Origin of the sequence: Bacillus sp. JJ1764, from assembly GCF_036962145.1 — a bacterium.
GTDB lineage: Bacteria > Bacillota > Bacilli > Bacillales > Cytobacillaceae > Neobacillus.
Genome location: NZ_JBALNY010000208.1, coordinates 1 through 19,184 on the forward strand (window position 1 = coordinate 1; position 19,184 = coordinate 19,184).

The window sequence follows — 19,184 nt, forward strand, 5'->3', positions numbered from 1 at the left end:
ATTCTTTATAATATCTATAATTAAATAGTTATTTAAAGCGATGATAAAGAGTAGTACGTATTTTAAATCGTCTAAGAGAATTTGTGGCTGGTGAGAACAAATACGATCAAATACGGAATGGACTTTTGAGTGCTTTCTGAACTAATAAGTAGGAATTGACGTTTTCCTTGCGTTAAAAGGAATTCAAGATGAACCATTATCATCTTGAAAATGAAGTGACTCTTTTTAGAGTAATTAGGGTGGTACCGCGAGCCATTCGTCCCTATTTTTGGGGATGAATGGCTTTTTTTTATTTATTTTTAGGGCAATTGTTAAGGAGTATTATTGATTTTCATCATCGTTGATTGGAGCGGAAGGCACGAAGAATCCTGTGGGAGTACGGAACAGGTGAAGACCCCGCTGGCACCAAAGCGCGAGGAGGCTCACCGGACCGCCCACTGAAAGCGAAGTGCCTGGAGCGCAAATCAACCTCCTTTTAACAGAGCCGATATATTTAGGAGGAAAATCATGAAAAAGACGATTTTTTCAGGGATTCAGCCAAGTGGGACTATTACACTTGGGAACTATATAGGAGCTTTGAAGCAATTTGTGGAATTGCAAAATGAATATAATTGCTTCTTTTGTATAGTTGACCAGCATGCCATCACGGTTCCTCAGGATCCGTTGACCCTGCGCAAAAATATCCGAAGTTTAGCTGCCTTGTACTTGGCAGTTGGGTTAGATCCTGAAAAGGCTACATTATTTATTCAATCCGAAGTTCCAGCACATGCTCAGGCCGGATGGATCATGCAATGCATTTCTTATATTGGCGAATTAGAGCGTATGACACAATTTAAAGACAAATCTGCCGGAAAAGAAGCGGTTTCTGCTAGTTTACTTACCTATCCCCCTTTAATGGCAGCCGATATTTTATTGTATAACACTGACCTCGTACCAGTTGGAGAAGATCAAAAGCAGCATATGGAATTAACTCGTGATTTAGCGGAACGTTTTAATAAGAAATACAATGATATTTTAACGATTCCTGAGATTCGGTTACCTGAAGTTGGGGCCCGAATTATGTCACTGCAGGAACCAACTAAAAAAATGAGTAAATCTGATCCTAATCCAAAAGCATTTATTACTCCTTTGGATGATCCAAAGCAAATTGAGAAAAAGATTAAAAGTGCTGTTACCGATTCTGATGGAATCGTTAAATATGATAGGGAGGCAAAACCAGGCATTTCTAATTTATTAGCTATCTATTCTATTCTTGGTGAAAAATCCATTTCTGAGTTAGAAGAAATGTATCAAGGAAAAGGTTATGGTCAATTTAAAGGTGATCTAGCTGATGTGGTAGTAAATTTCTTTAAGCCGATTCAGGAAAGATATTATCAATTAATTGAGTCAAGTGAATTGGACGATATTTTAGACCAAGGGGCAGAACGAGCCAATCAGGTTGCAAATAAAACCCTAAAAAAAATGGAAAAAGCCATGGGACTTGGCAGAAAAAGAAAATAAGAAATAAAAAAAGCCTGAGCCACAAAAGGTATGAGATCATACCCTTTGGGTCAGGCTTTTAGTTTACTTTAGGACCATGCTCCATTTCCCAAAGCTTTTCAAAAAACGGCTGTCCTTTTATTAAATTTTCACAAAAGTTTTCATGCTTCTTTGACCAGCCAAATTTAATCTCCTCAAAAAGTTGTTCCCACGCATCAGCAAAATTCATTTCCTGGATTATTGAATACCGCTCTGGGCACCATTCAGTAAACCAGTAACGAACTTCCGCTTCATTATTAGATGAAAACAGCTGATCAAGGGCCATAAACAATAATTGCTTGATTTGGCGTTCTTTTCTGGTAAGTCCTCTCATTAATATAGGTTCTGGTGAAAGAATATGAAAATCTTTTTGCTTTGTCTGTGGATAAAATTGATATTCCTTTGCCTCCTGATTACTGATCATTTCGTAGGCAAGCTGCTCTTGTCTTGGAATAAGCCGGCTTTTTCGGATTGGGATATTATAGCCAATTGTATCGATAGCTAAAATTCCGGATCCATCTGTAACCACAAAGCAGTAATCTAACTGGATTCTTTCATGATTTTTTCTTAAATATGCTTTTTGATAGATATCATCTAGAAGTTGTTGTGGTAATTCTGATAAATCATTTTCAATGTAATGAAATAATACGGGCTCCACCTTTAACAATGGTACCTGATCTAACAGCTCTACTGCATCGTCCTTTCGCCATTCATGAAAATGACAGACATTATAACCGTTTTCTTCCCCTTCAAACCAATTTACCCAAACATCATGAAGATATAACATTGCACAACCCCTCACTTCAATGAAACTGTTTGTCAATCAGTATGGGCAGTCATTAGTTAAATTATTCCTCAAGATATATTTTGCTCCAATTACTTTGTAAGATCATTTAAGTGCATTATAAAAATCAATCGATAAATTCAAAGGGATGATCCTAAAACGGACCATCCCTTTGAATATTGCTTATTCTTCTTCCGCAGTTTTATTTGTAACTCCCACTTTTGCCCAGATATATGGATCTGCCGAGTAGTTAGCTTTTAACTCAGTTACCCGGTTATTAACAGCTGAAATCGTAGAGCGGAACAATGTTGGAATGACAGGAAGTTCATCATTCATATAATCTTGCCATTCATCATAAACCTTTTTACGGTAATCATGATCAAATGCTTTTTCAGAATGACCATCTTTTAATAATTGATCATTTTTCTCGCTGACATAGCGTGAATAGTTAAATGGTACATCACTGCCATACAATCCATAAGGATCCACGTCAGTACCAGTACTCCATGCGGCTAAGAAAATATCCACTTTTGGATCGTCTTCCTCAACCATTTTATAGAAGGAGTTAAACTCTGCCAAGCGGCCGTCAACAAGCTGAACATCAAGACCAACATTTTTCCAGCTTTGCATATAGAATTTAGCAAGAGGTTCAGCGATGTCACCACCGCTCATAGATAAGAAATTGATTTTATATTTCTTTCCTTTTGGATCTTCACGAAGTCCATCCTTATCCACATCTTTATAGCCGGCTTTATCTAGTAATTTCTTGGCTTTTTCCGGATCATAGCCAATTGATTTAGCATCAGGATTGTACCAGCTTGGGAATGAAGGCGGAATTAATGATGTAGCTGGGAAACGCAACCCGTTATAGAGCTTTTCTCCAACAGATTTCTCATCAAGTGCGTATGCCATCGCTTGCCGTACACGCTTATCTTTAAACTTCGGATTATCCATCACATTTACGCCTTTGTCTGCATCCCAATGTCCTAGTTTAAAGCCAAGATAGTTGTATGCTAAGTCAACTTGACCAATGAATTGGAAATTTTTCGATCCCTTTGCAGCCGAATATTGATCTACAGGATACTCAGCTACATCTACTTCACCTTTTTTGAGTGCTTGGAGAATCACTTTCGGGTTCACTACTTTAGCCACAATGGTTTTCAGTTTTGGTTTTCCACCAAAATAGTTGTCATTGCGTTCAAATTCTACAGATTCACCTGGTACCATCTTTTTAATTTTGTATGGACCAAATCCGATTGGTTCTTTGTGAATTTTATCAGATGTTGCTAAATCCTTAATTGGAACGTCACCTAAGTAATGTTTAGGCATTGCATATGGCCATAAGCCGGTCAGTAAAGACGGGTTGGCATTATCAAATGTAATGGAAAGAGACTTATCATTAATGATTTTAATACCGGAAATGTTTTGGGCTTTTCCTTCATGGTATTCTTTCATCCCAATGATGCTCTGTATAATGGCATCCCCATAACGGACTCCGGTGTAGTCCTTATTACCGATTACCAAGAATGAATATTCATAGTCTTGTGCCGTAACAGGCTTGCCATCTGACCAGTTTACATTGTCTTTAATAGTAACAGTAATTGTTTTCTTGTCTTCTGACATTTTGTAGGTGGCTGCGCCATCATTTGTAAATTCGTAGTCATCATTGGTTGAGAATAACGGAACATCAAAAAATTGTAGCACTTCGTTATCTGGTTGACCTTCATAATATGCATAGTTTAATGTACCCTCAAATGGAGTATCATACACGAGTGCATAATTTAACGAACCATCTGCAACTTCCTTTTTATTATTCTTCACCTGCAATGGGAACTTACTAATATCTTCTTTAGGCTTATCAGACGATGCTGACTTCTTACCGTCCCCTCCTGTTGAACCGGAACATGCTGATAACAGCATCGCCAAGACAACGAGGAGAGTAAAAACCGTAAAACCATGCTTCTTCTTCATCCTTTTCTTCCCCCTTTTTATCCTAGTCTTTGTCTTGCATCAGCTGCACGTTTAAACGCTTGACCGATGTAATTTATACACAACATCATGACTAAAATGAGCAATGATGCAGGTAACCAAATCCACCATTTATTAGCAAGTACATCAGGATTGGATGCATAGCTAACAAGGGTCCCTAAACTTGGCGTACTTTCCGGCAGACCGAATCCCAAAAAGGTTAGTCCCGATTCGATCCCAATATTTCCTGCTAGGTTTAGGGTTAAATTTACAATAATAATAGAACTTAAATTAGGCAAAACCTCACGAATAATAATTTTCCAATCTGGTGTCCCCAAGGTTTTTGAGGCACTTACATAATCTAATTCTCTTTCCGCAAGTGTTTTGGAACGAATTAATCTTGCCTTACCTGTCCATAAAAACATACTCAAAATTAAAATAAAGGTAAACACATTGTATTTTGGAGCAATCGTTACAAAGACGATAATCAACATTAATGTTGGTAGGATTAGAAAGAAATCAATAATCCGCATTAAGATATTATCAACCTTGCTACCAAAATAGCCTGCACATAGGCCGACTGTTAGTCCAATTATTCCTGTTAATATAGTTATGCATAATCCGATGGTAAATGAATTTTTAGCACCTATTATTAACTGTCCCAAAATATCTCTACCGCCATAATCAGTTCCCAGCCAATGTTCTGCTGAAGGAGGCGAATAAATTGATAACAGATCGACTGTAACGATCTTTTCCTGGTCCAGTAAAAGGGATGCCGAATATACAATAATCAGGATAAGTCCCAAAAGAATAAGTGATCCTAACGCTAGTTTATCTTTCACAATCTCAGTCCAAAGAATGGACCATATGCTATGCTTTTTCTGATTTCCAACACTTTGTTGTTTGGGGCTTGCTATTTCTGATTTCATTTTTGTCCCTCCCGTCTTTAATCGATTCTGATTCGTGGGTCAACAGCACTTAAAATGATATCGGACAAAAGCGTACCAACTAGAGTTGCCAATCCAGATAACATTACTAATGCTGTTACAACACTGAAATCACGTTGCGCGATGGAGGTGACAAATAGTTGTCCAATACCCGGATATCCATAAATTGATTCTAAAAATACGGAACCTCCGATTATGGAGACAATGTCATAACCGAGAAAAGCTGCAATCGGTAATAATGAATTTCTAAATATGTGCCGTGTATATACCTTTGATTCACTAACACCTTTTGCTCTTGCTGTTTTTACAAAATCTTTAATTTTAGTATCGATTATTTCGTTACGCAAATATTGAACCGTAACAGTTGTACTTACGATGGCACCTGAAAATGCCGGCAAAATGAGGTGATTTACTTTACTTAAATAATAGGCAAATGTTCCATTTTCAACTTGAATATCTACACTCCCACTTGTAGGAAACCACCCTAGAATAAAGCCAAATACAAATAATACCAGTAATGCAAAAATAAATAACGGGGTGGCATAAGTTAAATAATTATAGCCAACGATCATCTTATCAGCCCAGGTATCTGTCCACCTTCCCCCAATGATTCCTAGTGGTATAGCAATCACATAACTAAGGATCAGGATGGCGAGTCCCAATAGAGCTGTATTCACCATTTTACCTGCAATTAAATGAGTAACTGGCGTTTGATGGATGATGGACAGGCCGAGATCACCGTGCAGAAGGCCTTTTATCCATCTGCCATACTGTATGTATACGGGGTCAAACATACCTAATTTTTCCTTTAATTCATAAAGTGTTTTTGTATCCATTTTTGGATTGCTTGCCAATCTGCCTGTTAGGGCATCCCCAGGCATGGCCTTGGCCAAAAGAAAAATTAAAACACTTAAAATTAGTAATTGAGGGATCATAACTAAAAGTCTGCGTAAAATAAATTTCAACATTTTTTCTTCCTCCCTCTATGGCAGTGCAACTGAATGGGTGTTAGAGATTGGTTTTAACTCATACACTTTTCCCTCAGTATCAAAATATTTTTGGTAGGATTCTTTATACTCTGTATTAATTTCAGAGCGCAATTTCTTTTGCCACTCTCTGTTCTCAGGATTAATATCAGGTATGGCTGAAATGAGTCTCTTTGTATATATATGCTGTGGATTATTGTATATATCTCCACTTGTCCCCTCTTCAACGAATTGTCCGCGATACATAATTCCGATACGATCACACATATGACGAATAATCCCCAAATCATGACTAATAAATAAGTAGGTCAAATTAAACTCCTTTTGAATATCCCGCATAAAATTCAAAACCTGTGCTTGTACAGATACATCAAGGGCAGAAACTGGTTCATCTGCAATAATTAACTTTGGATTTAGTGTAAGCGCGCGAGCAATTCCGATCCGTTGCCGCTGCCCTCCGGAAAATTCATGTGGATATTTACTGATTGAATCAGGGCTAAGGCCTACCTTTTCCAAATAGAATTGGACTTTTTGTTTTTCCTCCGCAGGTGATAATTTTTCATAGTTTCGGAGCGGTTCCGCAATAATATCAATCACGCGTTTTCTTGGATTTAACGATGAATAAGGATCTTGGAAAATCATTTGAATATCTTTACGATAGGTATGAAATTCACTTCGGCTTAATTTTGTCAAATCCTTACCTTCAAATAAAATTTCTCCTGATGTTGCCTTATTTAGACCAATAATCGTTCTTCCTGTTGTTGTCTTCCCGCATCCTGACTCGCCTACCAATCCATATGTCTCACCTTGTTTTAGTTCAAAACTGACACCGTCAACCGCCTTTACATGGGCAACGACTCTTTTGAAAAAACCACCTCGGATTGGATAATAGATTTTTAGATTATTTACCTTTAGAAATTCCATCGTTCATGCCCCCAACGTTTAATTCAGGAAAGTAAAAATTCTTATAGCAGGTGCACCTTACAAAGTGATTTGGCCTTACTTCACGTAAAATGGGGTGTTCCTCATGTTCATGCTCATCGATCCATGTTATTCGATTTTTAAATCGGCATCCGCTTCTTGGTAACTTTTGTAGAGAAGGGACAATCCCTTGAATAACATGCAAGCGGTCTTTATTGGAAGTGGCGGATGGAATAGAATTAAATAACGAGCGGGTATACGGGTGTAAAGGATCCTTAAACAACGTTTTAACATCCGCAAATTCTACAATTTCTCCCGCATACATGACCGCAACTCGGTCTGCCATTTCGGCCACTACTCCAAGATCATGGGTGATTAATATAATGCCTGTTTTCATTTGCTTTTGAAGTTCCTTAAGCAGGTCCATAATTTGAGCTTGTATCGTTACATCAAGTGCAGTAGTTGGTTCATCAGCTATGACCAACAATGGGTCGCACGCTATGGCAATCGCAATGACCACCCTCTGCCTCATCCCTCCAGATAGTTCATGTGGATATTGTTTATAGGTTCTTTCAGGATTAGGGATACCCACTTTTTTTAATAAATTAATAGACTTTGCTCTTTTTTCATTATTAGAAAGATTGGTATGAAACGTTAAGCTTTCCTCAATTTGCTTTCCGCAAGTCATCAATGGGTTAAGTGCTGTCAAAGGATCCTGAAAGATCATGCCAATTTCTTTTCCACGAATTTTATTCATTTCAGCGGTTGACAAAGAAAGTAAATCTTTCCCTTTAAAATGAACACTACCTTCTAATCTTGTTCTTTCCTGCGGATGCAACCCCATGATGGATAGGGCTAAGGCACTTTTACCACATCCCGATTCACCAACAATGGCAACTACCTCATTCTCATTAACAGTCAACGTAACATCATCAACTGCAGCAAAAAACTCATTTTGGATTCTAAATGAAGTTCGCAGATTTTGTATTTGTAATAGCGATTTACTATTCAAAATAAATCCCCCTATTAAAAATTCCTTTTATTAAATAATATTTCTCATCTCTTAGGATAACTTTTATTCAATTAACTAAAAATTAACTATATTTACATAAAATTCTATGACTGAATTGTAATAATTGCAATACTTTTTTGACAAATAATTAATAGTGAGGTTTTTTTCAAATAAAAAAAGCCTGATACAATCGGCTTTCTCGAAACATTTATTTTTTAAAATTTAGATAATTGGTTGCCGGTGTGGAAAATGATAGTTTTGTAGAATAATGGTTCTTTTTATAGTATTTTTCAACAATGTTATATCCGGCAGCATAACCGAGTAAAGGAGGGACTCTTCCACCACCATATAATAAGGCATCATGATCTCTTTCATTTTTTTTAATATCTAATTGTTCTTCCAAAAATCTTTCCCAGAAAAGATTGATTTCCCGCTCCGAATACATATGGCACCAGTTGGCCAAATACTCTTCTCCACAAGTAGATAGAACGGCATACTCTGCAAGACCCTCGATTATTATGGAATCCAGTAATGTATATTCCCCCAACTTCTTATTGATTCCTGTTAAACGGCAAACATGATGGTATTCATGGACAAAAAGTGCTTCAATTTCTTTCTGATCTTCATAATCAGACAGGAACAGGAACATTTTATCCGGAAAGGATACCCCTGATTTATTGCGGTCATCCTGTCTAAACAAAAAACCTCCTGAAGATTGTAGTGGAAATAGAAAAATCGGAATGTCCGGTCCAGACCATTTAGATTTATATTTCTGCAATAAACGCCCTACTTGTTCCCACGCTTTATAATCTACCATTCTCTGGTAATTCCTTTTTGTGGACCAGGATGGTCGGTACATACCGAAGTTCATTAGCTGATTATAAATGTTTTTTGCACTTTGTCCTTTAAAATTGGGAAGAAGTCGTTCGCAAATTTTTACAGGACGATCAAAGTCAAGTTTTAGCCATTCGTCTGTTCGGATAATCCCCATTCTTGCACCCCGTTCTTTGTTACTATTGATTATTTTATGAAGTTACGGAACCGATGTTACCGAAAGAGGGTATAAAAAAATAGACCAGAAAGGTCTATTTTTTTAAAAATTATTGGTATTTCTTAAAAAGAATAGTGGCATTATGACCGCCAAATCCTAATGAATTGCTCATTACTACATTTATTTCTCTTTGTCTTGCTTCATTTGGCACATAGTCCAAATCACATTCCGGATCTGGTGTTTCGTAATTCATAGTTGGAGGCAGGATACTGTCTCGAATAGCTAGAACGGAGAATATAGCCTCGACACCCCCGGCAGCTCCTAATAAATGACCTGTCATTGATTTAGTCGAGCTCATTGCCAATTTATAAGCATGCTCACCAAAGACTTCCTTTACCGCTAGTGTTTCAAACTTATCATTATATTCTGTGCTGGTACCGTGGGCATTGACATAATCAATATCTTCCGGTTTTAAGCCCGCATCATGAATCGCCATTTTCATTGCCCTTGCCCCACCTTCACCGCCTGGGGCTGGAGCTGTAATATGGTAGGCATCACCAGTTGCTCCATATCCAACAATTTCAGCATAGATTTTTGCACCACGCGCAAGTGCGTGTTCTAATTCTTCTAGTACCACAATCCCAGCACCTTCACCAATGACAAATCCATCACGATTTTTATCAAACGGTCTGCTTGCTGTTTTCGGATCTGGATTGGATGAAAGAGCTGTATTGGCACAAAATCCTGCGACTGCCATTTTTGTAATAGGAGCTTCTGTTCCTCCGGTTACCATTGCATCGGCATCACCGCGTTGAATGACCTTAAAAGCATCTCCAATAGAGTTTGTACCTGTGGCACATGCAGTAACAGTACATGAATTAAATCCTCTTGCACCGAGCGTAATGGAGACCTGACCTGTTGCCATATCCGGAATCATCATTGGAACAAAGAATGGGCTAACGCGGCGATAACCACGTTTTAGGAATACCTCATATTGCTGCTCAAAGGTTTCCATTCCGCCAATTCCGGAACCGATCCATACTCCGACACGATGAGAATTTTCTTCGTTAATAGTAAGATTCGCATCCTTTACAGCCATTAAGGCGCCTGCAACGGCATATTGGGTAAAACGATCCATTTTTCTTGCATCTTTTTTATCAATAAATAATTCAGGATTAAAATCTTTTACTTCAGCAGCAACTTTTGCTGAATATTCATCTGCATTCAATCTAGTAAGAGGGCCAACTCCGGATTTTCCTTCCAAGATCCCTTTCCAAGTTGTATCGACATCGTTACCAAGTGGAGTCACCGCTCCAAGGCCTGTAACAACTACTCTCCGCTTTTCCATTTTTACATCTCCTTTATATACCTTTTCCTATAACCTCATAACAAGTATTTCAAAATTTCTTTAATTAAGGATTATTTTCCCCAACGAATAGCGATGGCTCCCCAGGTTAACCCTCCGCCAAATCCCACCATTACAATTAGATCATCATCTTTAATTTTTCCTGCTTCCAATTCTTCTACAATCGAAATGGGAATCGACGCTGCTGAAGTATTACCGTATTTATTTACGGTTTTTGACATTTTTTCTTCTGGCAGCTCTAATCTCTGTCTGGAGGCCTCCATTATGCGGATATTCGCCTGGTGAGGAATCAGAAAATCAACATCTTCCTTTTTTAAACCAGCTTTTTCGAGTACGTTTATACAGCTTTCCCCCATTTGTCTAACCGCAAACTTAAATACTTCACGACCATTCATAATGATATATTCGTCCTGGTAAAGATGTTTACCGCCAGTACCATCTGCACCCAGCTCAAAAGAAAGGATTCCTCTATCTCCAGACACCGGGCCTATGACTACTGCTCCCGCACCATCTCCAAATAATACAGCTGTATTACGATCGTTCCAATCAGTAATTTTTGAAAGCTTTTCAACTCCCACAACTAGGACGTTTTTATAAACTTGAGACTCAATAAATTGTTTTGCCGTTACAATTCCATACATAAAACCCGCACATGCGGCACTAATATCCATTGCAGCAGCTTTTTTTGCACCCAAACGTTCCTGGATTCGGCAAGCAACCGATGGGAATGGCGAATCTGGAGTTATAGTGGCCACTAGGATTAAGTCAATCTCTTCAGAAGTAACACCAGCATCTTCCATAGCCTTTTGGGCAGCGAAAAATGCCATATCAGATGTATCCACATCATCTGCAGCTATTCTTCGTTCCTCAATGCCAGTTCTAGTACGGATCCATTCATCAGATGTATCCACCATTTTTTCCAAATCTAAATTCGTGAGCACTTTTTCTGGTAAATACCTTCCAATCCCAACAATACCAGCTCTCATCGTAACATCTCCTTTAAATTCATCCAAGCAATTCAATTTTATATCAATTATTATGACTTGGTACTAATTTTATCAAACATAACCTTATTTAAGCAATAGGTTTATTCTGTTATCTACTCCGCTAATGAACATACCCTTTTTTATAATGGCTCATATTCTAAAAATAATAGATTTTTTTCGAAAGGAGGATGGACTTAATGGATCATAATGAGTGGGAAGAACTGAAGACAATCGAAAATGTAATCGATCAGGAGAAGCTTGAATCTAACAAGGCTTCACAAGACACTTGGAGCCAAGACCCATTCACGGCACTCATGTTCGGCTCACCGACCACCATTCGTCAAACTGGAACTTACTCTCCCAATCAACAACAGGAAACTATTAAAGACAGTCATAATTATATTGACTTAGATGAACTTATGGTGCATATTGATACCCTATATTCTTCTTATCAAGAATTAAAGCCTATATTTCAAAAAATTTATCCTTTTATTGAACAATTTTTGAAAAAAAAATAGCTGCCCTTATGGCAGCTGTTTCATTTACTTCTATGTATATCTATTTTGGTAGTTCACCAGTTTCTTTATAATTATTAATTGCTTTATTCATTTTTTGGATAAACGCTTTACTTACTAACGGGCTGTATTTCCCTAATGAAATGACATCATCTTGAAAGTCATATGAAAGGTTACCGGATTTCAATTTTCCGTCATTAAACTGGTCAGCCACTTTTTCATATAATTTGTCAACCTGTTGAATCGTACTCGTAAGTACCGTCGATTCACCCAAATCGGACTGATCAGATACAAAACCGATAACATATAGTCCGCGTTCTTTCACATTCTCAATAACTGGTACATTGAATCCGTCACCAGCAGGATAAATGACATCAACACCTTGATCCATCATTTGGTTAACTAACTGGACAGCCTTTTGGTCATCATCCCAATTTCCCACGTATTCAATATTCACTTTACTATTTTTATTTTCAGCCATTGCTCCTTGATAAAAACCTTCGATTTCAGGTTGCCATTCATAAGCACCCAGAACGCCGACCTTTTTTGTTTTTGACATATGAGCTGCAACCATCCCCCCAAAAAAACCCATTGCATGAGCTTTAAAGCTTAGGCTGGTGGTATTGCTATTCTTGGCATCTCCATTAAAACTGACGAAGCGGATGTTCGGATATTCTTTTGAAATATTATTGAAGTATTCCGCATACTCTGAACCGTGCCCAAAAATGAGATTAACACCCTTTTGGTCAAATTCTTTTACGGCACGCTCTACCACTGATTGAGAGTTCATCCCTTCCTTATAATAGACATCAACTTTTAATTTTGATTGTATCTTTAACAGGCCCTTAAAGCCCTTTGTACCCCATACCTGGTCATTAATCGTTTCAGGGACCAGTAATCCTACTTTTTGCAGCTTACCTGGCGATTTTGTTCCCTCGCATGCTGCAAGTAAAAATAGGCATAAAAGTATAATGGAGAAACGTTTTAGCATCTAATGCAACTCCTTCGTGCGGCAGCAGCTATTTCGATAACACGTTTCTTGTGTTTTTAGACAGCATACCTATGACAGTTCAACATTCCATTTTTCACTTATATTCTAACCTTTAGATAAAAAAATGAAAAGTTTAATTACCACCTTTTTCTGTTTCACTATTGATCATGCTTGATTGATCCAGCCATCTTTCGTGTTCTATTTGGATTGAGAGAGATTCTGAGATCGATGAAAGCCTTTTTACAGAAACAGTGGTGAAATCGCCATTCACCTTTATGTTCCTCAAACTCTTTTGATGGTTGAACGATTCACCTGCTTGTAAAAACCGTGCACATTCTTCCCAATAATGTTCCTTGCCGCTTTCCAATTGAAAATTCCCTGAGTTCCCGTTTTCAATCAGTTCCATCAAAGTCTCCACAGCGTCATCCACAAAAATAATATCTTTCGTCCACTCTCTTGTTGACTTCATCTTATTCATACTTTTACCAAATTTGGAGCGAATCACTTGCTGAAATAAAAATGTGGAAGGCTGCCAGGTTCCATATAATGAAGGTAAATGAAATAGTTGAGCATTCGTGCTAGGATTTCTGAAACTTTCTATTAGATGGCCATTTACACCAATTTCTTGCATTTGCATAGGCATTGGCAAAAATAGGACCAAATTTAACTGTTCTTGATGTTCGATATACTCCATAATAGGTTTTATTATTTTATTATCAGCTAAAAGGGCTTCTCGATGAAGCATGTAAAAATCATAATAGGAAATCATGAGGGTTATCTTTGTTGTTTTATCAGAGGCATGACCAAGGTTAAATATTGACTGTTCATGGAAATTAGCATTTCTGCCAACTTCCATTCTTTTTTCATCCAAAAAAGGGATCTTATCCATTTCATTTAACAAGATCCCTGTCACTTCAATTCCTTTATTTAATAAAGTGTTACAAACATGAAAGCCCAAAAAATGATATGCACCTATCACAATGGCCTTGTCCATACACGCTTCCTCCCCAACCATAATCTTTACTGAATCCTATGCGATTGAATAAAGAATTATATCTTTGGAGAGGTTCCGATTATAGAATGGCTTCATACTGTCTGTAGAATTTTTTGCAGATGGATCCAAGCTGTTGTTTTTTTTCCGGGACAATAAAAGTGGGGGATATGTTTGAGTTTTGCAAGAAATACTTATATTGCTTTGATTGATTATACGATTTTGCACCTGAAAGGATATGAATGATTTTAACTGGGATTTCAGTGTCAAGCTGTTCCGTATCATCCAAAGCTGAAATGGTGTTTTCAAGAGATTGCTGTTCCAGCTTATAGGCAGCGGTTAATTCTCTCATTAATTTTTTATAAAAAAATTTATGCTCTTTTTCCTGTTCCAAGTGAAATTTTAATGAAAGAATAGGGTTTATTAGAATAACCGATCGAATTTGTTCTTTCATTTTTTCCATTAATTTAACAGCCACTAAACTCCCCATACCCTCTGCCAATATATGAATTTTATGATTAATAATTTCATGTCTAATAACATATTGGTATAATCTCTGAGCCAGTTCGACAGCGTTCTCGCTCCCCCAATTTCGCCCATAAAGATTTGAGGAAAAAATGGTGTATCCCTGTTCTTTTAACTTATCAACGATCGCCAGCTTTCCCTCATTTTGAGTCCAAAAACACTTATTTTCTTCCACGAAATGCCTTTCATCGCCGATTATTAAGACCCCGAATCCAGTTGGCTTTTCAGGGTAATAGACAATATTCCACTCAGTATCAATTTGAAAACTGCGGCTCTCCATAGGTAAATCTCCTTTTACATATTTCCTCAGAATATTGTATGTTTCTTCACACAGGATGAAAGGGGCTTTGCCTATTTTTAATCATATTAAATTCATGAGAATGGGTCAGTTTTACATTTAAATATTTATTATTTTTAACTAATATGATAATATTAAAAAGGATTAAAATAGGCAGGTGAAAATGAATGCGTTATTTTTGGACATTTTTTTGGACTTTTCTATTATCGGAAATGCTTACATACGTAGTTAGTTCTATGAGTGGGGTTGAATTTAATTACCAATTAGGAGCAGTTATAGCGGTTGTCATTACTGTTCTGATTTTTGTTCTATCTGCGGTAATTCCAAATGAGCCTGTAGAGAAACATTAATTATTAAGGTATTGGTTTTGAAAGGTCTTCCAACAAAATTGGAAGACCTTTTTTTTCGCCTTATATTTAACTCTCCAATTGATGAGTTTTCTATTATTATATTACAGTATATGAATGGTTACTTCATGATTTTGCATTGTAATTTCGACAGTGGAGCCATCATGGATATTACCTGCAATAATTTCTCTGGCCAACTTGGTTTCAATGGTCCTCTGAATGTAACGCTTAAGAGGTCTTGCTCCATAATTCGGATCAAACCCGTTAATGGCGATAAATTCCTTAGCATCCTCACCAATTCTGAAATGGATTTGTTGTTCCTTTAATCTCTTTTCCAATTCATGAAGCATCTTTACAACAATTTCTTTAATCTCTTGTAAAGATAATGGTTTAAATATAATGGTTTCATCAATTCGATTAAGAAACTCTGGTCTGAAATGGCTTCTTAATTGACTCATTACCCGGTCTCTTGCAAGATTAGAAATTTCTACTTCATTTTCGGTTCCTTCTAATAAATACTGAGAGCCAATATTTGAGGTCATAATCACTACAGTATTTTTAAAGTCAACTATGCGACCCTGTGAATCCGTAATTCTCCCATCATCGAGTACTTGTAACAGTATATTAAATACTTCAGGATGTGCCTTCTCGATTTCATCCATTAAAATGACGGAGTACGGTCTTCTTCGGACAGCTTCAGTCAACTGACCGCCTTCCTCATAGCCAACATAGCCCGGAGGTGCCCCAATCAATCGTGATACTGAATGCTTTTCCATATATTCGGACATATCGATCCTGATTATATGTTCTTCGCTGTCAAATAGAGACTCTGCTAAAGCCTTTGCCAATTCCGTTTTCCCTACCCCTGTTGGCCCTAAAAATAAGAATGAGCCAATTGGCCGGTTAGGGTCCTTGATGCCTGCCCTGGCACGAAGAACAGCATCTGTTACTAAGTTCACTGCTTCATTTTGCCCGATTACACGTTGATGAAGAATGGATTCAAGCCTTAATAATTTTTCTCTTTCTCCCTCTACTAATTTTGTCAGCGGGATCCCAGTCCAACGAGAAACAATATTGGAAATTTCATCACCTGTTACTTCTTCGCGAAGCAGGCGATCCTCTTTATCAGTTTTACTCTCAAGGTCTTTTAGTTCTTTCTCTGCAGCTGGAATAAGTCCATGACGAAGCTCAGCAGCCCGGTTTAAATCATATTTATCTTCCGCCTGTTGTAAATCACGACGGAGTTTTTCGATTTGTTCCCGTTTTTCCTGTAATGATTGAATGGATTGTTTTTCTTCCAACCATTTTGCTTTCATCGAATTCGCCTGATCTTTTAAATTGGCTAATTCCTTTAATAAGGATTCCAGTCTCGCTTTACTAGCTTCATCTTGTTCCTTTCGTAAAGCGGCCTCCTCAATTTCTAGCTGCATCACTCTTCGTGTAACTTCATCCAATTCCGTTGGCATTGAATCAATTTCGGTACGAATCATGGCACATGCTTCATCAACCAAATCAATCGCTTTATCGGGGAGAAAACGGTCCGTTATATATCGATCTGATAAAGTCGCAGCTGCCACTAAAGCATGGTCATGAATTTTTACGCCATGATGGACTTCAAATCGTTCCTTTAAGCCTCTTAGAATCGAAATTGTGTCCTCTACTGTAGGCTCTTGAACAAGTACTTGTTGAAACCTCCGCTCCAAAGCAGGATCCTTTTCAATATATTTTCGATGTTCATCTAAAGTAGTTGCTCCGATACAATGGAGCTCCCCTCTTGCCAGCATTGGCTTTAACATGTTCCCGGCATCCATTGCACCTTCTGTTCTTCCTGCCCCAACTATGGTGTGAATCTCATCTATAAATAAGAGGATCTGCCCCTCACTTTTTTTGATTTCGTTAAGAACAGCTTTTAACCTTTCCTCAAATTCCCCTCTAAATTTAGCTCCGGCAATCAATGAGCTCATATCTAAAGCAAAGATGGTTTTATCTTTTAACCCTTCAGGTACATCTTTTCTAACAATCCGCTGTGCCAATCCTTCTACAATGGCGGTTTTCCCTACCCCAGGCTCACCAATTAGGACCGGATTATTTTTGGTTTTGCGCGAGAGAATTCGAATGACATTGCGTATTTCTGCATCACGCCCTATTACAGGATCTATTTTTCCAGACTTAACCTCTGCAACCAAATCCCGGCCATACTTTTTAAGAGCCTCATAGCCTGATTCAGGATTTTGTGATGTCACCCTTTGATTCCCCCTAATTTCTTTTATGGCTTTTAAAAGATCGTCTGGTTTTTTGCCAAAGGTTTGAATCATACTTCTCATGACTGACTCTTTAGCATTAACTGCTGCTAAAAGAACGTGCTCAACTGAAATATACTCATCAGCAAAGGACTTAGCAACTTCCTCAGCCTCCACTAATAATTTTTGCAATTTCCCAGTAATATAAAGTTTCCCTTGTTCTACACCTGCCCCGGAAACTTGCGGTTTTTTGAGAAGAGCCTCTGTCAGCATTTTTACAACTTGTTTTCCCGGGATCCCCGCCCGTTCTAAAATAGACGCAATAAGACTATCCTCTTGATCCATTAAAGAGAGAAATAAATGAGCCTCATCTATTTCTTGATGATTATGTTTAATGGCAATAGACTGGGCATTCATTATTCCATTTTGCAGCTTTTCCGTCATCCGATTTAGATCCATTAGATCATCACTCCCATATTATTTGACCTTTTTTGACCTTTGTTTTTATTATAAAACATGTATTTCGAATTGTAAAATTTATAAAAGCCATCCTGATATTGGATGGCTTAGTTGAATATTTATGGTTTACGCTGATAGGTCCACACACGATCATCATTAGAGGTTTCAGGAAATCTGTCTCCCGCTTTCAGTTTTAATTTTTTAGGGTTATTGACGTTGCTTCCTGTATCTCCAACTTCAATATATATACCGTTATTAGGAGCCTTTTGCCCCGACCTAAACTGGCGATTTTGACCCATATTCTTCCCTCCTTAGCTTTACACCTTTATTATTACCTTTTACAGTAACCCCATTATAGGAATTTATTTGTATTTTTCTATTCGACATATTTCCCGAGAAATAGGTATAATAAATTATGAAGATTATATGAACTTATAACACATTTATTGCGATTTAAACCTAGTAAACAATATAATTATAGTAATATCCTGTAAATTCAGTTGTAACTGGTATTACCTTTAAAGGTGGTTTTATGATGTATTCAGTAAAAGAAATACCAGCAACTTTAACACATATTTTTGAATCAGCTCAATATGTCCGGAAGATGGAAAAAGGGGACTTTTTATTTCAAGAAGGTATGCAGGCAAACGAAATGTACGTTATAAAAAGCGGCATCCTACAACTCAGTAAAATTATCCCCGATGGTAGAGAGCTTACCTTAAGAATGTGCACTAAAGGTGATTTTGTTGGTGAATTGAATTTATTTTCCCCTGCATCGAAATATTTATTAAGTGCCCGCGTCATAGGTAGTGGTGAAGTGGCAGTCATCATGAAAGAAGATTTAGAAGAGAAACTATCTATGGACTTACCTACAGCATTTGAATTCATCAAGTGGATGAGCCAGCAATACAGAAAAACACAAACAAAGTTTCGCGATCTTGTCCTGCATGGAAAAAAAGGAGCCCTGTACTCCACGCTAATTAGGATCAGTAATAGTTATGGTGTTAAAACAAACAAAGGCATTTTAATTGAATTGCCCTTAACCAATCAAGAATTGGCGAATTTTTGTGGAACCTCCCGTGAAGTCGTGAACCGATTATTGAGCGAGCTAAGGAAAGAAGAGATTATTTCCATTGATAAAGGATCGATTACGATTCATGATATCGATTACTTAAGAACAGAAATTGATTGTGAAGATTGTCCTGTTGAAATCTGCAGGGTTGATTAAATGTAAACAAAAAAATCGGTGGCCTCACCGATTTTTTTGTTTACGAATATTTTCAGAAATGCTTGTTTGCAAAAAATCAATCGTCCAATTTATAACAGCTTCGTCATGTAT

18 protein-coding genes and 1 other annotated feature are annotated in these 19,184 nt (G+C 37.5%); of the genes, 4 read left to right on the forward strand and 14 right to left on the reverse strand.

The features are described from left to right. The first annotated feature begins 31 nt into the window (after positions 1-31). Positions 32-267 (forward strand) — a binding site (T-box leader). A gap of 240 nt (positions 268-507) precedes the next feature. Beyond that, positions 508-1,500: a tryptophan--tRNA ligase gene (gene trpS / locus V7083_RS22000; protein WP_335482094.1), complete on the forward strand. Its 993-nt coding sequence runs from the start codon at positions 508-510 to the stop codon at positions 1,498-1,500. A 58-nt stretch (positions 1,501-1,558) separates the two neighbouring features. Here trpS and V7083_RS22005 read toward each other — a convergent pair whose 3' ends face one another. From V7083_RS22005 to V7083_RS22045, 9 genes are all read right to left on the reverse strand, one after another. Then, the gene (locus V7083_RS22005) at positions 1,559-2,305 is read right to left on the reverse strand and encodes a YjbA family protein (protein ID WP_335482096.1); all 747 of its coding nucleotides are present in this window, start codon (positions 2,303-2,305) and stop codon (positions 1,559-1,561) included. A 180-nt stretch (positions 2,306-2,485) separates the two neighbouring features. Further along, positions 2,486-4,273, reverse strand: coding sequence for an oligopeptide ABC transporter substrate-binding protein (opp4A, locus tag V7083_RS22010; protein ID WP_335482098.1), 1,788 nt, complete (start codon positions 4,271-4,273; stop codon positions 2,486-2,488). A 17-nt stretch (positions 4,274-4,290) separates the two neighbouring features. Then, entirely contained in the window at positions 4,291-5,199 is a 909-nt protein-coding gene (locus V7083_RS22015) for an ABC transporter permease (RefSeq protein ID WP_335482100.1), read from the reverse strand. Positions 5,200-5,216: 17 nt separating this feature from the next. Then, positions 5,217-6,185: an oligopeptide ABC transporter permease gene (opp4B, locus tag V7083_RS22020; RefSeq protein ID WP_335482101.1), complete on the reverse strand. Its 969-nt coding sequence runs from the start codon at positions 6,183-6,185 to the stop codon at positions 5,217-5,219. Positions 6,186-6,200: 15 nt separating this feature from the next. Further along, positions 6,201-7,127, reverse strand: a complete 927-nt coding sequence (locus V7083_RS22025) for an ABC transporter ATP-binding protein (protein ID WP_335482104.1) — start codon at positions 7,125-7,127, stop codon at positions 6,201-6,203. Beyond that, entirely contained in the window at positions 7,105-8,136 is a 1,032-nt protein-coding gene (locus V7083_RS22030; protein ID WP_335482106.1) for an ABC transporter ATP-binding protein, read from the reverse strand. Before V7083_RS22030 ends, V7083_RS22025 begins: the two co-directional genes overlap by 23 nt. Positions 8,137-8,344: 208 nt before the next feature. Beyond that, positions 8,345-9,127 (reverse strand): DUF2268 domain-containing protein, encoded by a 783-nt coding sequence (locus tag V7083_RS22035; RefSeq protein ID WP_335482108.1) that lies wholly within the window; start codon positions 9,125-9,127, stop codon positions 8,345-8,347. Positions 9,128-9,236: 109 nt separating this feature from the next. Further along, entirely contained in the window at positions 9,237-10,475 is a 1,239-nt protein-coding gene (gene fabF, locus V7083_RS22040) for a beta-ketoacyl-ACP synthase II (protein WP_335482110.1), read from the reverse strand. 71 nt (positions 10,476-10,546) lie between these two features. Continuing rightward, complete coding sequence (locus V7083_RS22045; protein WP_335482112.1) at positions 10,547-11,479, reverse strand: beta-ketoacyl-ACP synthase III; 933 nt, start codon at positions 11,477-11,479, stop codon at positions 10,547-10,549. 197 nt (positions 11,480-11,676) lie between these two features. Between V7083_RS22045 and V7083_RS22050 the strand changes: the two genes are divergently transcribed. Continuing rightward, positions 11,677-11,997 carry a hypothetical protein gene (locus tag V7083_RS22050; RefSeq protein WP_335482114.1) on the forward strand — a complete coding sequence of 107 codons (321 nt, stop codon included), beginning with the start codon at positions 11,677-11,679 and terminating at the stop codon, positions 11,995-11,997. A 40-nt stretch (positions 11,998-12,037) separates the two neighbouring features. Here the strand turns inward: V7083_RS22050 and V7083_RS22055 are convergent, their stop codons facing one another. From V7083_RS22055 to V7083_RS22065, 3 genes are all read right to left on the reverse strand, one after another. Beyond that, positions 12,038-12,985: a BMP family ABC transporter substrate-binding protein gene (locus V7083_RS22055; RefSeq protein ID WP_335482116.1), complete on the reverse strand. Its 948-nt coding sequence runs from the start codon at positions 12,983-12,985 to the stop codon at positions 12,038-12,040. Positions 12,986-13,118: 133 nt separating this feature from the next. Next, positions 13,119-13,979: a hypothetical protein gene (locus V7083_RS22060; protein ID WP_335482118.1), complete on the reverse strand. Its 861-nt coding sequence runs from the start codon at positions 13,977-13,979 to the stop codon at positions 13,119-13,121. Between the two features lie 79 nt (positions 13,980-14,058). Further along, positions 14,059-14,781, reverse strand: coding sequence for a hydrolase (locus V7083_RS22065; protein WP_335482120.1), 723 nt, complete (start codon positions 14,779-14,781; stop codon positions 14,059-14,061). 185 nt (positions 14,782-14,966) lie between these two features. Between V7083_RS22065 and V7083_RS22070 the strand changes: the two genes are divergently transcribed. Beyond that, entirely contained in the window at positions 14,967-15,149 is a 183-nt protein-coding gene (locus tag V7083_RS22070) for a YjzD family protein (RefSeq protein ID WP_335482122.1), read from the forward strand. A 101-nt stretch (positions 15,150-15,250) separates the two neighbouring features. Here V7083_RS22070 and clpB read toward each other — a convergent pair whose 3' ends face one another. Both clpB and V7083_RS22080 read right to left on the reverse strand, forming a co-directional pair. Beyond that, positions 15,251-17,845, reverse strand: coding sequence for an ATP-dependent chaperone ClpB (gene clpB / locus V7083_RS22075; protein WP_335482124.1), 2,595 nt, complete (start codon positions 17,843-17,845; stop codon positions 15,251-15,253). Positions 17,846-17,964: 119 nt separating this feature from the next. Then, a complete protein-coding gene (locus V7083_RS22080; protein WP_335482126.1) occupies positions 17,965-18,144 on the reverse strand; it encodes a YjzC family protein in 180 nt (59 codons plus the stop codon). Positions 18,145-18,380: 236 nt separating this feature from the next. Between V7083_RS22080 and V7083_RS22085 the strand changes: the two genes are divergently transcribed. Beyond that, on the forward strand, positions 18,381-19,073 hold the full coding sequence (locus V7083_RS22085; protein WP_335482128.1) for a Crp/Fnr family transcriptional regulator: 693 nt from the start codon (positions 18,381-18,383) through the stop codon (positions 19,071-19,073). Positions 19,074-19,184: the final 111 nt, after the last annotated feature.